This window comes from Klebsiella sp. 1SOBk5mer, assembly GCF_046603115.1.
Lineage (GTDB): Bacteria > Pseudomonadota > Gammaproteobacteria > Enterobacterales > Enterobacteriaceae > Klebsiella > Klebsiella quasipneumoniae.
The window spans coordinates 386,229-401,380 of sequence record NZ_JBKIUU010000002.1; the positions used below are offsets into that span (position 1 = coordinate 386,229).

General features: G+C 56.6%; 15 protein-coding genes. 8 read left to right on the top strand and 7 right to left on the bottom strand.

Annotated elements, in window-relative coordinates; all coding sequences use genetic code 11:
- The first annotated feature begins 19 nt into the window (after nucleotides 1-19).
- The gene (locus tag ACLH1U_RS07620) at nucleotides 20-916 is read left to right on the top strand and encodes an EamA family transporter (protein ID WP_023290933.1); all 897 of its coding nucleotides are present in this window, start codon (nucleotides 20-22) and stop codon (nucleotides 914-916) included.
- Between the two features lie 95 nt (nucleotides 917-1,011).
- On the opposite strand, the gene ACLH1U_RS07625 is transcribed toward ACLH1U_RS07620, so the two are convergent.
- Nucleotides 1,012-1,221, bottom strand: a complete 210-nt coding sequence (locus tag ACLH1U_RS07625; RefSeq protein ID WP_002916131.1) for a DUF1471 domain-containing protein — start codon at nucleotides 1,219-1,221, stop codon at nucleotides 1,012-1,014.
- A gap of 705 nt (nucleotides 1,222-1,926) precedes the next feature.
- On the opposite strand from ACLH1U_RS07625, the gene mrkA reads away from it, so the two are divergent.
- The 5 genes from mrkA (at nucleotide 1,927) to mrkF (ending at nucleotide 7,465) form a co-directional block, all read left to right on the top strand.
- Nucleotides 1,927-2,535, top strand: a complete 609-nt coding sequence (mrkA, locus tag ACLH1U_RS07630; protein ID WP_000756959.1) for a type 3 fimbria major subunit MrkA — start codon at nucleotides 1,927-1,929, stop codon at nucleotides 2,533-2,535.
- 95 nt (nucleotides 2,536-2,630) lie between these two features.
- Nucleotides 2,631-3,332, top strand: coding sequence for a type 3 fimbria chaperone MrkB (gene mrkB, locus ACLH1U_RS07635; protein ID WP_023290932.1), 702 nt, complete (start codon nucleotides 2,631-2,633; stop codon nucleotides 3,330-3,332).
- Nucleotides 3,333-3,343: 11 nt separating this feature from the next.
- On the top strand, nucleotides 3,344-5,830 hold the full coding sequence (gene mrkC, locus ACLH1U_RS07640; protein ID WP_411299161.1) for a type 3 fimbria usher protein MrkC: 2,487 nt from the start codon (nucleotides 3,344-3,346) through the stop codon (nucleotides 5,828-5,830).
- Nucleotides 5,821-6,816: a type 3 fimbria adhesin subunit MrkD gene (gene mrkD, locus ACLH1U_RS07645; RefSeq protein ID WP_023290930.1), complete on the top strand. Its 996-nt coding sequence runs from the start codon at nucleotides 5,821-5,823 to the stop codon at nucleotides 6,814-6,816. Before mrkC ends, mrkD begins: the two co-directional genes overlap by 10 nt.
- Nucleotides 6,817-6,829: 13 nt before the next feature.
- Complete coding sequence (mrkF, locus tag ACLH1U_RS07650) at nucleotides 6,830-7,465, top strand: type 3 fimbria minor subunit MrkF (RefSeq protein ID WP_023290929.1); 636 nt, start codon at nucleotides 6,830-6,832, stop codon at nucleotides 7,463-7,465.
- A gap of 33 nt (nucleotides 7,466-7,498) precedes the next feature.
- Here mrkF and ACLH1U_RS07655 read toward each other — a convergent pair whose 3' ends face one another.
- From ACLH1U_RS07655 to ACLH1U_RS07680, 6 genes are all read right to left on the bottom strand, one after another.
- Nucleotides 7,499-8,215, bottom strand: a complete 717-nt coding sequence (locus tag ACLH1U_RS07655; RefSeq protein ID WP_411299162.1) for an EAL domain-containing protein — start codon at nucleotides 8,213-8,215, stop codon at nucleotides 7,499-7,501.
- A 143-nt stretch (nucleotides 8,216-8,358) separates the two neighbouring features.
- The gene (locus ACLH1U_RS07660; protein WP_023290927.1) at nucleotides 8,359-8,931 is read right to left on the bottom strand and encodes a LuxR C-terminal-related transcriptional regulator; all 573 of its coding nucleotides are present in this window, start codon (nucleotides 8,929-8,931) and stop codon (nucleotides 8,359-8,361) included.
- Between the two features lie 17 nt (nucleotides 8,932-8,948).
- Nucleotides 8,949-9,653 (bottom strand): transcriptional activator MrkH, encoded by a 705-nt coding sequence (gene mrkH, locus ACLH1U_RS07665; protein WP_023290926.1) that lies wholly within the window; start codon nucleotides 9,651-9,653, stop codon nucleotides 8,949-8,951.
- Between the two features lie 381 nt (nucleotides 9,654-10,034).
- Nucleotides 10,035-10,913, bottom strand: a complete 879-nt coding sequence (locus tag ACLH1U_RS07670) for an aldo/keto reductase family oxidoreductase (protein WP_130941534.1) — start codon at nucleotides 10,911-10,913, stop codon at nucleotides 10,035-10,037.
- Between the two features lie 120 nt (nucleotides 10,914-11,033).
- Nucleotides 11,034-12,263: an amino acid permease gene (locus ACLH1U_RS07675; RefSeq protein ID WP_411299163.1), complete on the bottom strand. Its 1,230-nt coding sequence runs from the start codon at nucleotides 12,261-12,263 to the stop codon at nucleotides 11,034-11,036.
- A 123-nt stretch (nucleotides 12,264-12,386) separates the two neighbouring features.
- Nucleotides 12,387-12,848 carry a multidrug/biocide efflux PACE transporter gene (locus tag ACLH1U_RS07680; protein WP_017899256.1) on the bottom strand — a complete coding sequence of 154 codons (462 nt, stop codon included), beginning with the start codon at nucleotides 12,846-12,848 and terminating at the stop codon, nucleotides 12,387-12,389.
- Nucleotides 12,849-12,950: 102 nt separating this feature from the next.
- Between ACLH1U_RS07680 and ACLH1U_RS07685 the strand changes: the two genes are divergently transcribed.
- Both ACLH1U_RS07685 and ACLH1U_RS07690 read left to right on the top strand, forming a co-directional pair.
- Nucleotides 12,951-13,820, top strand: coding sequence for a LysR family transcriptional regulator (locus ACLH1U_RS07685; protein ID WP_032453992.1), 870 nt, complete (start codon nucleotides 12,951-12,953; stop codon nucleotides 13,818-13,820).
- Between the two features lie 118 nt (nucleotides 13,821-13,938).
- Nucleotides 13,939-15,117, top strand: coding sequence for an acetyl-CoA C-acetyltransferase (locus ACLH1U_RS07690; RefSeq protein WP_044524632.1), 1,179 nt, complete (start codon nucleotides 13,939-13,941; stop codon nucleotides 15,115-15,117).
- Nucleotides 15,118-15,152: the final 35 nt, after the last annotated feature.

The window sequence follows — 15,152 nt, forward strand, 5'->3', positions numbered from 1 at the left end:
TTGAAGTGAAGATAAAATCATGGCTTTTCTCTCGCGTAGTCTGATGCTCGACCTGCTGCTCACGGCGCTGGCGCCCGCTATCTGGGGGACGACCTACATCGTCACCTCCCAGTTTCTTCCCCCTGACCGGCCGTTTATTGCCGCACTGCTGAGGGTGTTGCCGGCAGGTATCGCCCTGCTGATCTGGAGCCGCCGCTTTCCGCAGCGCGGCGAATGGCTAAAGCTTATCGTTACCGGCATCTTAAATATTGGCGCGTTTCAGGCGCTGTTGTTTATCGCCGCCTATCGCTTACCCGGCGGGCTGGCGGCAGTGATTGGCGCGATCCAGCCGCTGCTGGTGATGCTTCTCGCCTGGTGCGTAGACCGGCAGCGCTCGCCCTGGCTGGCGGTATTCTCAGCCCTTGCCGGCATACTCGGTATGGCCATGCTGCTGCTGTCGCCGCGCACCGTCCTCGACCCGCTGGGCATCGGCGCGGCGTTTCTCGGGGCGATCAGTATGGCGCTGGGCACCTGGCTCTCCCGCCGCTGGGCGCTCTCCCTGCCGATCGTCGCGTTAACCGGCTGGCAGCTGGCGATCGGCGGGGTGGTGCTGGCGCCAGTGGCGCTGATCGTTGACCCCCCTTTGCATCAGGTGACTGCGCTGCAGGCGGCCGGCTATCTGTGGCTGTGCGTGGCGGGCGCCATGCTGGCCTATGGCCTGTGGTTCCGGGGGATTGGCCGCCTCTCGCCGGTGGCGGTGTCGGCAATGAGCCTGCTGAGCCCGGTGACCGCCGTGGTGCTGGGGTGGATTTTCCTTGGACAAACGATCCAGGGGATGGCGCTGGTCGGGCTGATCGTGGTGCTGGCGAGCGTATTGTCTATTCAGCGTGCGCTGGCGCGCCAGGCGGCGGGGGCAAAAACGAAAAAAGCCCCATAACGGGGCTCGACATTGCTGTGTGCGGGGTAGGCGGCGGGAGCCAGACCAGCCGCCCACAGGCGGCCTGTCCGGCAGCTCCCTCTGCAACCATTCGCTTATTTAGAGAGCTCGGCGGTCATATGGACCTGGTTGCCGGTGTACGCTTCGGTGATGTGGTAGGAAGCGCCTTGTTCTTTCGCAATGGTCGCGATTTTCGCTTCTGCGCTGTCCAGGGTATCTGCTGTTACGCTCACCGGATGAGCGAAGCTAGCGAAAGAGACCAGGGAGAGCATACCGGCAGCGGCGAGTAATTTTACGTTTTTCATGGTGTTTGTCCTTTTAACTTTTATGGTGGAAAGCGTGTTTGCTTTCGATGGACTTATAATAAGTCTGCTAACTATAACGCGCGTGGCAAAAAGTGCGATTTAGATCACATTTTTATGGCGGTTTGATAATGGGGAAATGAACCTTTCTCTATTTTTTGATTTAAAAACAACGCATTAGAGATTTATTTCTGCAGGGGATATCACGCGGACTGCCTGTGCTCAGAGTGTGGAATGCGCCTCATTTACGCGGTTACCATTCATTGTGTGAATTGTTTGGGCGGTTTTTAACCGCCGTCATGGCGGATTCGGACGATTCGCAATAGCCCTCTGGCGGCCATTTCGGCATGCTGAGGTGGCCCTTTCTCTCGCGCCCTGGCGTGAGGCTTTCCGTGCTGTAAACAACCACCACCCCGTTTTCACCTATCAATAATTATTTATTAATAGCCATTGGGTATATGTTATATAACTTAATGAAACGTGAACAAATGTATATTTGTCGGCGAATAAATAGCATTCTTTGACGCCGATAGCACCAGCGAACTTATATTTTTTGGTTCGTTACCTGACGCCTTAAATATTGCGGCTCCCGGTCAGTCGAAGATTCTATTAGCAGTGGCATAAATCAGCATCGCCTGATGTTTCTGGTTCTATGCGAATTCACAGTGTGCTCATTGATTCGTAATTCACTCTGACAAGGAAATGGCAATGAAAAAGGTTCTTCTCTCTGCAGCAATGGCAACCGCGTTTTTTGGCATGACTGCTGCCCATGCAGCTGATACCAATGTTGGCGGCGGCCAGGTTAATTTCTTCGGTAAAGTTACCGATGTATCCTGTACTGTTTCTGTTAACGGCCAGGGCAGCGATGCGAACGTTTACCTGTCTCCGGTAACCCTGACTGAAGTTAAAGCGGCAGCAGCGGATACTTACCTGAAACCGAAATCTTTCACCATTGACGTCTCTAACTGCCAGGCGGCTGACGGCACCAAACAGGATGACGTAAGCAAACTGGGCGTAAACTGGACCGGCGGTAACCTGCTGGCTGGCGCAACCAGCAAACAACAGGGCTACCTGGCGAACACCGAAGCTTCCGGTGCTCAGAACATCCAGCTGGTGCTGTCTACTGACAACGCTACCGCGCTGACCAACAAAATCATCCCGGGTGACAGCACTCAGCCGAAAGCGAAAGGCGATGCTTCCGCTGTAGCCGATGGCGCGCGTTTCACCTACTACGTAGGCTACGCCACCAGCGCGCCGACCACTGTGACCACCGGTGTGGTAAACAGCTACGCGACTTACGAAATTACTTACCAGTAATTCCGTCAGAAAATAAAACTGCCCCGCGATGGGGCAGTTAATAACAATAATAAAGCGGCAATGTCCGCCGCTTGTATTTTTATTCTGAGGTCAGCATGAAGCGTATTGCCCTTTTTTTCTGTTTCATTTTTAGTTTTGCGGCCCATGCCAACAATATTATTGTTAACGGTACCCGCTTTATTTATCCAGGAAATGAAAAAGAAATAACGGTACAGCTTTCAAATAACGCCGACCGTCCGGCGCTGGCGCAGGCCTGGCTGGATAACGGCGATGCCGATGCCACACCGGATACCATTACCACCCCGTTTATTATCACCCCGCCGATTTCGCGCGTTGACGCCAAGAGCGGCCAGACGCTGCGTATTAAGCTCGGCAGCAGCGCCGGTCTGGCGAAAGATAAAGAGTCGCTGTGGTGGCTGAATCTGCTGGAAATTCCGCCGGTGGTGGCTGATCAGAAAAATGAAGGCCAGAACGTGCTGCAGCTGGCGATCCGTTCCCGCTTTAAATTTATTTATCGTCCTGCCGGGCTGGGCAACCGCGATGCGGCGGCCGAGAAGCTGACCCTGACCGCCAGCGGCAGCAGTCTCGCCATCAACAACCCGACGCCGTTCTACATTACCGTCAGCCGTATTTCCCGCGACGGCGGTAAAGCCCTGAACAGCAAAACTGTGATGCTGGCGCCGCAGTCCAGCCAGACGGTGGCGCTCTCCTCCGCCGTCAACCGCGGCGAAACCCTGACCGTTAACAACATTAATGACTATGGCGCCGATGTCGCAGTGAAAGTGGCCGTTAAATAAGGGAAAAGCTAATGAAGCAGAGGTCATTCTGCCCGGGAAGATTAAGCACCGCGATCGCCCTCGCGCTGTGCTGCTTTCCGCCATTTTCCAGCGGACAGGAAAACCCGGGAACGGTATATCAATTTAACGACGGCTTTATTGTCGGCAGTCGCGAAAAGGTCGACCTGTCACGCTTCTCGACCAGCGCGATTACCGAAGGCACTTACTCCCTTGACGTCTACACCAACGACGAATGGAAAGGGCGCTACGATCTGCGCATCGCGCGCGACACAGACGGTAACCTTGGGGTCTGCTACACCAAAGCGATGCTGACGCAGTACGGCATCGCGGCGGAAAAGCTCAATCCGCAGCTGAGCGAACAGGAAGGCTATTGCGGTAGCCTCAAATCCTGGCGCAACGAAGACAACGTCAAAGACAACCTGGTCCAGTCCTCCCTGCGGTTGAACATTTCAGTGCCGCAGATCTATGAAGATCAACGCCTGAAAAACTATGTCAGCCCGGAGTTCTGGGACAAAGGCATTACCGCGCTTAATCTTGGCTGGATGGCCAACGCCTGGAACAGCCACACCTCTTCGGTCGGCGGGTCGGATAACAGCAGCGCCTACCTTGGCGTCAACGCCGGTCTGTCGTGGGACGGCTGGCTGCTGAAGCATATCGGTAACCTGAACTGGCAGCAGCAGCAGGGTAAAGCGCACTGGAACAGCAACCAGACCTATCTCCAGCGGCCGATCCCGCAGATCAACTCCATCGTCAGCGGGGGGCAGATTTTTACCAATGGCGAATTTTTCGACACCATCGGTCTGCGTGGGGTCAACCTCGCCACTGATGACAATATGTTCCCGGACGGCATGCGCTCCTATGCCCCGGAAATTCGCGGCGTGGCGCAGAGCAACGCCCTCGTCACCGTGCGTCAGGGCAGCAACATTATCTATCAGACCACCGTTCCGCCGGGGCCGTTTACCCTGCAGGATGTCTATCCATCCGGCTATGGCAGCGATCTTGAAGTCTCGGTAAAAGAGGCGGATGGCTCGGTGGAAGTGTTCAGCGTGCCTTACGCCTCCGTTGCTCAGCTGCTGCGTCCGGGCATGACCCGCTACGCGCTCTCCGCTGGTAAAGTGGACGACAGCGGGCTACGCAACAAGCCGATGCTCTATCAGGCGACCTGGCAGCACGGGATCAATAACCTGCTGACCGGCTACACCGGGGTCACCGGCTTTGACGACTATCAGGCCTTCCTGGTGGGCACCGGGATGAACACCGGGATCGGCGCGCTCTCTTTTGACGTCACCCATTCGCGGCTGAAGAGCGATACCCATGATGACTCGGGGCAGAGCTATCGCGCCACCTTTAACCGCATGTTCACCGATACCCAGACCAGCATCGTGCTGGCGGCGTATCGCTACTCGACGAAAGGTTATTACAACCTCAACGATGCGCTGTACGCCGTCGATCAGGAAAAAAACAGCCGCAGCAACTATACGCTGTGGCGGCAAAAAAACGGCATGACCTTCACGGTGAACCAGAACCTGCCGGAAGGCTGGGGCGGGTTTTATCTCAGCGGTCGTATTTCCGATTACTGGAACCGCTCCGGGACCGAGAAGCAGTATCAGGTCAGCTACAACAATTCGTTTGGTCGTCTCTCCTGGTCGGCGAGCGCCCAGCGCGTCTATACCCCGGACAGCTCCGGCCATCGCCGCGACGATCGCATTTCACTCAACTTCAGCTACCCGCTGTGGTTTGGCGATAACCGCACCGCCAACCTGACGTCGAACACCTCGTTCAACAACTCGCGCTTTGCCAGCTCGCAGATTGGCATCAACGGTTCGCTGGACAGTGAAAACAACCTTAACTACGGCGTGTCGACCACCACCGCCACCGGCGGTCAGCACGATGTGGCGCTCAACGGCAGCTACCGTACGCCATGGACCACCCTCAACGGCAGCTATAGCCAGGGCGAAGGGTATCGTCAGAGCGGCATTGGCGCCAGCGGGACGATGATCGCCCACAGCGGCGGCGTGGTGCTCTCGCCGGAAAGCGGCTCGACGATGGCGCTGATTGAAGCCAAAGACGCGGCCGGCGCCATGCTCCCGGGATCGCCGGGCACCCGCGTGGACAGCAACGGTTACGCCATCCTGCCGTATCTGCGCCCGTACCGGATCAACGCCGTCGAGATCGACCCGAAAGGCAGCCATGACGACGTGGCCTTCGATCGCACCGTGGCGCAGGTTGTGCCGTGGGAAGGCAGCGTGGTTAAGGTGGCGTTCGGCACCACGGTGCAGAACAACCTCACCCTGCAGGCGCGCCAGGCGAACCATGAGCCGCTGCCGTTCGCGGCGAGTATTTTCTCCCCCGACGGCAAGGAGATCGGCGTCGTCGGTCAGGGCAGCATGATGTTCATCAGCGATGCGAACGCCAAACGCGCGATTGTGAAGTGGAGCGGCGGTCAGTGTTCGGTGGATCTGGGACAGCAAACAACAAAGGATAGCGTATGTCGCTGAGGAAATTACTGACGCTTTTTATCGTCTTAATGGCGCTGGGCACCACCTCGTCCTGGGCCGTCTGTACGCGTCTCTCTTCGCCAACGGTGATGCTGGACATGGTGGTGGGCAGGGTGGTGGTGCCCCCGGATCTGCCGGTGGGCTCGGTGATCCTCACCCGTGACTGGACGATGAGCGCCCCGGGCGGGGCGAGCTATCGCTGTACCTCCGGCACCAACCGCTTCGCGGCGAAGATCGTCTCGCCAGGGGCCACCGATCTTGGGAATAAAATTTATTCCACCAACGTGCCGGGGATTGGTATGCGTTTCAGCCGCGGCGGCGCGACGGTGAATATCGTCTATCCCGACGTCTATTCGTCCCGGGTGTATAACACCACCAACTATTCCCTTGAAGGGTCACGTTTTACGCTGGAGATTATCAAAACCGCGGCAACCACCGGCAGCGGCACCCTCGCGGCGGGAAAATACACCTCCTATGACTGGGAGAGCGGCGGCAACCCGATCCTCGAAACCTATCTGAGCGCCAATGCGATCACCGTGGTCTCGCCCTCCTGTTCGGTACTGAGCGGGAAAAATATGAATGTTGATGTGGGCGCCATCAGACGCACTGACCTGAAAGGGGTGGGCACCACCGCGGGCGGGAAGGATTTTAATATCGATCTGCAGTGCAGCGGCGGCCTGAGTGAAACGGGATACGCCAACATCAGCACCTCTTTTTCCGGCACCCTGGCGACCAGCACCACCGCCACCATGGGCGCCTTGCTGAATGAAAAGGCCGGCAGCGGGATGGCGAAAGGCGTCGGCATCCAGGTGCTGAAGGATGGATCCCCGCTGCAGTTTAATAAGAAATATACCGTTGGCCGCTTGAATAATCAGGAGACTCGCTACATCACCATCCCGCTGCACGCGCGCTTTTATCAGTATGGCCCGACGACCAGCACCGGCGAGGTGGAGTCGCATATGATCTTTAACCTGACGTACGATTAATACGGGAGGGGGAATGAAGGGATTGCCGAAACATACTATCGCGTGGCTGCTGCTCTGCGGCAGCCTCGCCGCCCCCTCGGCGTGGGGTTTCGAGACCAATTATGACCGCGGACGGGTCGATTTTGCCGGGCGGGTGACGGATATTTCCTGCAGCGTCGCGCTCAATGGCGGCCAGCATGCCGGCAGCGGCAACGTCTGGCTGGCGCCGGTCAGCCTGGCGGAAGTGCACGATCGCGGGGCCGGCGCGTTTATGAAGCCGCAGCCTTTTACCCTGGCGCTGTCAAACTGTCAGCTGCGTCATGACGGCGGCGCCGCCTCGCAGGACGAGGTGCGGCGGGTCAGCGTTCGCTGGGTCGACGGTTTTTTACTGACGGCGGTCGGCAATGAGAACGCGGGCTATCTCGCCAATACCTTGCCAGACGGAGCGCAGAATATTTATCTGGCGCTGTCGACCAATGATAATAATACGCTGGATAAGAGTAATAAAATTGTCCCTGCGGACCCGCAGCAAAATCAGGTGCATTTGCAGGAAAGCGCGGTCAGCGGCGGCCTGTTCACCTATTATGTGGGCTACGTTTCGCCGACGCCGAAAAGCGCCACCAGCGGGCCAATTACCAGCTGGGCAACGTGGGAATTAGTTTATAATTAAGCGAGACGAAAAAGCCGGGCAAGCCCGGCTTTTTTATATGACAATATCGTCGGCAACCAGTTGTTCAATGCTGACTTCCTGCCAGTAATGCCCCTGAATAGCAAACCATTCCATACCCTGCAGCCATTTTTTATGGGCTTCGCTTTCCACGCCTTCAATAATCACGTTGTGATGATTGCGGGATAAAAAGGTGACCAGCGCATCCATCAGCTGACGGCCGGACTCTTTGTGCATCAGATGCCAGAAAAAATCTTTATCAATTTTGACATAGTCAAAATGATAACCGCTGATGGCGTTTATCCCCGCGTAGCCAGAGCCGAAGTCGTCGAGCCACAGCGAGGTATCCTGCGGGCTTTGCCAGGCGGCGAGGGAATTATTCAGAAGTTTCTCGGCGTTTTCGGTCACTTCAAAATGGACGCAGGTCAGGGCGGCAATTTTCTCTTTTATTTCCTTCTGGCGTAGCAGATTCAGGATATGGTCATCGACGTTAATGGTGGCGGAAATATGGTTACGTAAAAACCATGCTTTATGCTGTTCAATCAACGCCAGTTGCTCGAGAAAAATACGTTCACGAACCGCCGCGGTGGCATGGCGGAAAAAATATTCTGGCGAAACGGGAAGATTATCGAAGCGGCTTAAGCATTCAACTGCGACTAAGGTATCTTGTGGGGAAAACATTTTCTGAAAGACGTAGCGTACAGCGATATCATTACGAGATAAAATGTTGTCTTCGAATATTTTAGTGTTCATTATCCCTCTTCACGAGGTTAGTCAGACAATAAGCAGAGGATTGACTAATTATAGGCTACCTGATGGTTAATGGGAATGGCAGGAAATGTAAATCAACAGCGAATAAGTACGCTTTATCCGCTATTGATTTACCGCTGTAAAATTTAACATTGATGAAGGGCGGCAATACGCTGGTTCATCGTGCGGGAATTATCAATGCCCAGCTTTTGCATGATATGGATACGATGGCTGTGGACCGTTTTATGGGCAATGCCGAGCAGGGCGGCAATACGCTTATTATTATTGTTGGCAATCAGCAGTTCGAGGATCTGGCACTCCCGCGGCGACAGCTGTTTGCGCAATCGTCGCGGCGGCGGTTCGCTGGCGCCCTTCGCGCGCTGGATAATGGAAGTAAACATAGATAGCGGTGAGTTTTCGCTAATAATCATGGCATTATCGACAGTTATCAACTCTCGGCATAGCCCGGCAATGTCGCTTTTTACCATCAGCACCGGCTGCTGGCAGCGCTGCAGGGAAAGGCGGAGCGCATTCAGCAGATCAAGGATTCTGATGGCAGAAATATCCTTATTAATTAAATTGAAAATAACCGTTTGGGCCACAGGCAGATGTTTTCTCTGGATAACATCGTCATAGCCAAAACGGGTGGCATTTTCATGACTATCAATAAGGTAGTGATAGATTGAGTGACCAATGAGATTATCATTGGTGTACAGCAATATACTTTCCAAGGGTATCAGATTCTCTTTTTGCGCTTGGCTTCTAAGATCAGGTCCAGCAGAATCTTCTCTATTCTGCGCTGATCGTCGAGATGACGGAACTTAAACTGGCAGGATATCTGATAGTAGCTTTCGCTCTCTTCATTGGGATTGTCGAGGGTGATAATAATGACATTTTTTACCACCAGGTCGATGGTGATCTCGCCATATTCCGCCAGCATCAGTACGGCATTTTTCAGCAATGCGTTATGACTGAGAAATTTCAGGTTCGGCGTTTTGGTCATCAGCGCGCAACCGCCGTCCGAAATGTCTTTGATGTCGAAAAGATAGTTTTCGCCATTTTTATGGCGCCCGCGGCAATAAAAGTCATGCTCGTGGCGTAAACGAAAGCGGGGATCGCGGCGACGCTGCACGACCTGCAGGCATTCAGGCAAGGAAAAGGCGTAGCGGATACCTTTATCGACACCGCTATTGTCATGTTTTGTCAGGGCTGCATTAAACTCTATTTTCCCTGAATCGCTATGCAGTAGAAAACGAATTTTATGACCCGGTGGGATTTTGCGATGGGTCTGAATATGGAACTCGGCAAAGTCCACGCGCGTCAGTTGGGTTATGATACTGGTGTTGTTAAAAAATATTTCAATTTCAGTACGTTTGCGCAACTCCTCTCTGAAAATAGCAATAATTTCATACTTACTGGTCTTTATCGTTCCCTCTGTCATAGGCTTCCCTTGTAAATAGTTGTCGTGAGGCGTTTGATTTTTCTTATAGCAATAGCAACATTCTGATTGGGTTAATCAGATGTTTTTATGAGCGTTTGATGTTATTGACTATCTTTGCAGCCAGATTGATATGTATAAACTTGGAATTCGATATTGTGTTTCCTGTAATCAAGAGTTTCAAATTTTGGTCATGACAAAAACGACAACGGCCTCCAAGCTGGAGACCGGTCGAAGGAAAAAACTTAAGTTTAATTAACGGGGATAATGAGAAAACGATCGTCGATCATGCCCCATTTGTAGGATCTATAGTGCCAGCAGTGTTGAGGTTTTTCCAGGCAAATATTGAGGAGGGAAGTCGTTCCCTCCATTTGGCCTGAGGGGTCAGGGATGCGTGCGATTGGCGATATTATCCAGGATGCGTAGCGCATCCGCTGGCAGAACCAGTCCGGCGGCGGCAATATTTTCCGCCAGGTGCGTGCGGGATGAGGTGCCGGGGATCAGCAGAATATTGGGCGCGCGCTGGAGTAGCCAGGCGAGGGCGACCTGCATCGGCGTCGCCTCAAGCGAGGCCGCGACCTCGTTCAGCTCCTGCGCCTGCAGCGGGGTAAAACCGCCCAGCGGGAAGAAGGGGACCCAGGCGATGTGCTGGGCGGCCAGCGCATCCACCAGCGCGTCGTCGGCGCGATGGGCAATGTTATAGAGGTTTTGCACGCAGACGATAGGCGTCATTTTCAGCGCATCCGCCACCTGCTTTGCCGTCACGTTGCTAAGGCCAATATGGCGGATCAACCCTCGCGCCTTCAGCTCCAGCAGGGTAGCGAGCGGCGCCTCCAGCGACCCCTCCACCGGGCCGTGGGGGCTCAGCATACTGCGCAGGTTCACCACCTCCAGCACGTCGAGCCCCAGGTGACGCAAATTGTCCTCGACGGCCTGGGTCAGTTCAGCGGGCGACATGGCCGGCAGCCAGTTGCCTTTCTCGTCACGGCGGGCGCTGACCTTGGTGACAATGCACAGATCGTCGGGGTAGGGGTGAAGCGCTTTGCGGATCAGCTGATTGGTCACATGGGGGCCATAGAAATCCGAAGTATCGATATGGTTTACCCCAGCTTCGACGGCGGCCTGCAGCACGCGCACCGCTTCTTCAGGATCTTTCGGCGGGCCGAAGACGCCGGGGCCGGCCAGCTGCATGGCCCCGTAACCCAACCGATAGACCTGGCGATCGCCGAGCGTGCCGCGACCGGATAAGGTGACACTGGACATAGGAACTCTCCTCACGGTGGCTAAGCCGTAAGTGTAATGCGCTCACAAGGAAGGGAAGGACGAGAATGTTGTCAGAATGTGCGACAGCGGCTCAGGCAAGCCGCTGTCGCCGGAGGCGGATTAGCCGAAGAACATCACGGAGACGCAGAGCAGGCCGACCACCAGAGTGATGGCGTTCCCCACCGAGCGATACGGCTTCAGCGCCGGGATAAGCCAGGTTGACAGCGTGGGCATGATAAACAGGATCATGGCGATAAGCGGTCCGCTGATGGCGTAGATCATCGAGATCGCATTCGGGTTGATAAAGCACACCGCAAAGGTGAAGGCGGAGACCAGCATGATCGACATCGCGCGGTTGAAGGCGCGGCTCTTGCGCACGCCCATCAGGCCCAGCGAGCTTTTGACGATTTCGCTGGCGCCTTCAATGACCCCGAAGTAGGTGCCGAGAAAGGATTTCGACATGGCGACCACGGCGACGATAATGCCGGTCACCGCCAGCCAGCCCGGCGCGCCCGGCACCATCGACAGGGCGGAGAGGATAGTCACCCCCTGATCGCGGGCGGTCTCAATATAGGTCGCCGGGATAGCCAGCAGGCAGCTGAAGACGAAAAACAGCACGCTGGCGCAGATGATGGTGTAGGCCACCTTCATGATTTTTTTGCATTTATCCATGGCCAGGTCGCCGTGTTTCTCCTGCTGGTCGATAGCAAAAGTCGAGATGATCGGCGTATGGCTAAAAGCGAAAACCATCACGGGTATGGAGATCCAGACCTGGTGGAGCGTCTGCGAGCTGAACTGCATCTGGCTGGTGAGATGTTCCGGATGCCAGTCGCGGATTAAATAGAGGGAGAGAAACAGAAAGCAGGCGATAAGCGGAAAGACCAGAAAGCCCATCACCTTGATGGTGATCTGCCGGCCCATGAGAAAGATCAGGTTAAGGACCAGCACCACGCCAAAACTCAGCAGCGCGCGTAGCGCAGGCGTCATCGGCGTGTGATGCGCCACCTGCTCGGCCAGCGAGTTGGTGATGGCCACGGCGTAGATCAGCACGACCACAAAGAAGGCGAGGAAATAGAGGCCGGTGATCAGGTTGCCAATTTTCTTACCATAGTAGTGATTGACTGCGCCGGTGATCCCGGTTCCCGGCGCGATATTGGCCGAGAGAATAAACTGGCTCAGCGCTTTGTGAGGCCAGTAGGTGAGCGGCCAGGCGACCAGCGCGGTGATGAAAAGGACGATGGCGCCAGCCGAACCCAGCTGGATCGGTAGAAATAGCGTCCCAGCGCCTACTGCAGTGCCATATAAGGCAAAACTCCATAGAGTTTCTTCTTTAGACCAAATTTTAGACATTATGCGACTTTATCAACCGTCAAACCAAAAAAAAGGAGTGCAATTTACCATATTTATGGTTCATCTGTTGCGATAGTTTTTGGTGATAAAGTCGCGGCGGATCGCGAAGGATCCGCCGCGGGGCTAGCCGCGTGCCGCCTGGCGCGGGCGGCGGTGTCGGATCACGCGCTCGCGCAGGGTGTCCCAGACCCAGTTAAACGCCATGGTGTAGGGCAGGAAGAAGAGCATAAAGCCGATCTCCAGCATAAACGCCTGCAGCAGCGATACCCCCAGCACGATGGCCACCATGGTGACGCCGATGATAACAAAGCCGGTCTCGAAGCCGATCGCGTGCAGCGCCCGCACTTTCAGCCGGCGGGGGACGCGGGAGACCGGCCACAGGCGATCGAAAGCCGCGTTATAAATGATGTTCCATACCATCGCCAGGGTGGCGAGCAGAATGCTCAGCCCGCCCATCTCCACCACCGAACGCTGCATCAGCCAGGCGGCGGTGGGGGCGAGGATCAGCGTCGCCAGTCCTTCGAAGGTGATGGCGTGGATAACGCGTTCGGTGAGCGTCTTGCGCTGATGCGGGGTCTGTTGCATGGCGAGCTACCTCCAGTTTTAGCCTGAACAGGAAATTACCCGGCAGTTTATGGAAAAATATGATAAACAAAAGATAGAAACCAGCGATAAAGTAGATACATCATGCGTTATTCACCGGAAGCGTTAACCGCCTTTGTCGAGGCCGTTGACAGCGGGTCGTTCTCCGCGGCCGCCCGTCGCCTGCGGAAAAGCCAGTCGACGATCAGTACCGCTATCGCCAACCTGGAGGCTGACCTCGGGGTGACCCTCTTCGATCGGGCAACGCGGCAGCCGACGCTGACGCCGCAGGGGGAGCAGGTGCTGAGCTATGTCAAAGCGATCCTCGCCGCCAGCGAGCGGCTGGATGAGCTGGCGGTGTCGCTGTCCGGCGAGACGGAGCCGCGACTGACCTTTGTGCTCTCGGACACCCTGCACCCGGACGTGCTGGAAGATCTGCTGGTGCAGTTTGACCGCCGCTTCCCTCATACCGAGTTTGAGTGTTTGATTGGCGAAGATGAGGACGTGATCGATCTCCTGCAAAAATCCCGCGCCCAGGTGGGATTGATTGAGGCGAGAGAGCGCTACCCGACCGATATCGGCAGCACCCGCCTGCCGCTGCAGACGGCGATGGGCATTTACGTGGCGCCTGACCATCCGCTGGCGGCGCAGGGCAAGGTTGTCTGGGATGAGCTGCGCAGCTGGCGCGAGCTGCGTTTGAGCACCTTTCTGGCCAGCGCCACGGAGCCTGCCGCCGGGCAAGTCTGGTCGGCGCCAAACTACCTGCTGCTGCTCAGCATGGCGGTGCAGGGCTTCGGCTGGTGCATTCTGCCCTGCGCCCTGGTGGCGGAGTTTGCGCCGCAGGGCGGGCTGGTGGCGCTCGATATCCCCGGCTGGCCGCGGGCGATTTCGGTGGATCTGCTGTGGAATAAGAAAGCGCCGCCCGGGGCGGCGGGCAGCTGGCTGCGTCAGCATCTGCAGCGGCGCGAACGTTAACGAATGGCTAATTCTTTGTGATTGGCCTCACTTTTTTTAAACAATTACAAAGTTTTTTGATAACAATTATCTAGTATATCGCTGTTTCTTTGCGCAAAAGCACGGGCAGGGGTAGAGGATGAAGGATGTCGTGATCGTCGGGGCGCTACGAACGCCGATTGGCTGCTTTCAGGGCGCGCTATCGCGCCATTCAGCCGTTGAGCTGGGTAGCGTGGTGGTGAAGGCGCTGGTGGAGAAGACGGGAATCGATCCGCAGAGCGTGGATGAGGTGATCCTCGGCCAGGTGCTGACCGCGGGAACCGGGCAAAACCCGGCCCGTCAGTCCGCTATTCGCGGCGGGTTGCCCAACACTGTATCGGCTATCACCATTAACGACGTCTGCGGTTCCGGCCTGAAAGCCCTGCACCTCGCCACCCAGGCCATCCAGTGCGGGGAGGCGGACGTGGTGATCGCCGGCGGCCAGGAGAACATGAGCCGCGCTCCGCATGTCCTCACCGACAGCCGCACCGGCGCCCAGCTGGGCAACAGCCAGCTGATTGACAGTCTGGTCCATGACGGCCTGTGGGACGCCTTCAACGATTATCATATGGGCGTCACGGCGGAAAACCTCGCCCGGGAATACGGCATCAGCCGCGAACTGCAGGACGCCTGGGCGCTCAGCTCGCAGCATAAGGCGCGCAAGGCGATTGATTCCGGACGCTTTCGCGATGAGATTGTCCCGGTCGTTACCGAGCATAACGGCGCGGCGCGCACCGTAGATACCGATGAACAACCGCGGGTGGATGCCAGCGCGGAAGGGCTGGCCAGCCTGCAGCCTGCCTTCGATCGTCTCGGATCGGTGACCGCCGGCAACGCATCCAGCATCAATGACGGCGCGGCGGCGGTGATGATGATGAGTGAGGCGAAAGCCGAGGAGCTGGGGCTGCCGATCCTCGCGCGGATCCGCGCCTTCGCCAGCGTCGGCGTCGATCCGGCGCTGATGGGCATCGCCCCGGTGCACGCCACCCGCCGCTGTCTGGAACGGGCCGGCTGGCGGCTGGACGACGTCGATTTGATCGAAGCCAATGAGGCCTTTGCCGCTCAGGCTATCTCCGTTGGCCGGGTACTGGAGTGGGATGAGCGACGGGTCAACGTCAACGGCGGCGCGATCGCCCTCGGCCACCCGATCGGCGCCTCCGGCTGCCGGATTCTGGTGTCGCTGGTGCATGAAATGATCAAGCGCGATGCGCGTAAAGGGCTGGCGACGCTGTGCATCGGCGGCGGTCAGGGCGTGGCGCTGGCGGTAGAGCGCGCGTAGCGCTGAATGTCGATTTCCATGGCCTCCTGCGGGAG

Bases quoted from the DNA above. Each gene is read 5' to 3' on its own strand.
- ACLH1U_RS07625 (WP_002916131.1), bottom strand. From the start codon at position 1,221: ATGAAAAACGTAAAATTACTCGCCGCTGCCGGTATGCTCTCCCTGGTC.
- ACLH1U_RS07685 (WP_032453992.1), top strand. From the start codon at position 12,951: ATGCGTTATTCACCGGAAGCGTTAACCGCCTTTGTCGAGGCCGTTGAC.
- mrkD (WP_023290930.1), top strand. From the start codon at position 5,821: ATGTCGCTGAGGAAATTACTGACGCTTTTTATCGTCTTAATGGCGCTG.
- mrkC (WP_411299161.1), top strand. From the start codon at position 3,344: ATGAAGCAGAGGTCATTCTGCCCGGGAAGATTAAGCACCGCGATCGCC.
- mrkH (WP_023290926.1), bottom strand. From the start codon at position 9,653: ATGACAGAGGGAACGATAAAGACCAGTAAGTATGAAATTATTGCTATT.
- ACLH1U_RS07620 (WP_023290933.1), top strand. From the start codon at position 20: ATGGCTTTTCTCTCGCGTAGTCTGATGCTCGACCTGCTGCTCACGGCG.
- mrkB (WP_023290932.1), top strand. From the start codon at position 2,631: ATGAAGCGTATTGCCCTTTTTTTCTGTTTCATTTTTAGTTTTGCGGCC.
- mrkA (WP_000756959.1), top strand. From the start codon at position 1,927: ATGAAAAAGGTTCTTCTCTCTGCAGCAATGGCAACCGCGTTTTTTGGC.
- ACLH1U_RS07690 (WP_044524632.1), top strand. From the start codon at position 13,939: ATGAAGGATGTCGTGATCGTCGGGGCGCTACGAACGCCGATTGGCTGC.
- mrkF (WP_023290929.1), top strand. From the start codon at position 6,830: ATGAAGGGATTGCCGAAACATACTATCGCGTGGCTGCTGCTCTGCGGC.
- ACLH1U_RS07670 (WP_130941534.1), bottom strand. From the start codon at position 10,913: ATGTCCAGTGTCACCTTATCCGGTCGCGGCACGCTCGGCGATCGCCAG.
- ACLH1U_RS07675 (WP_411299163.1), bottom strand. From the start codon at position 12,263: ATGTCTAAAATTTGGTCTAAAGAAGAAACTCTATGGAGTTTTGCCTTA.
- ACLH1U_RS07655 (WP_411299162.1), bottom strand. From the start codon at position 8,215: ATGAACACTAAAATATTCGAAGACAACATTTTATCTCGTAATGATATC.
- ACLH1U_RS07680 (WP_017899256.1), bottom strand. From the start codon at position 12,848: ATGCAACAGACCCCGCATCAGCGCAAGACGCTCACCGAACGCGTTATC.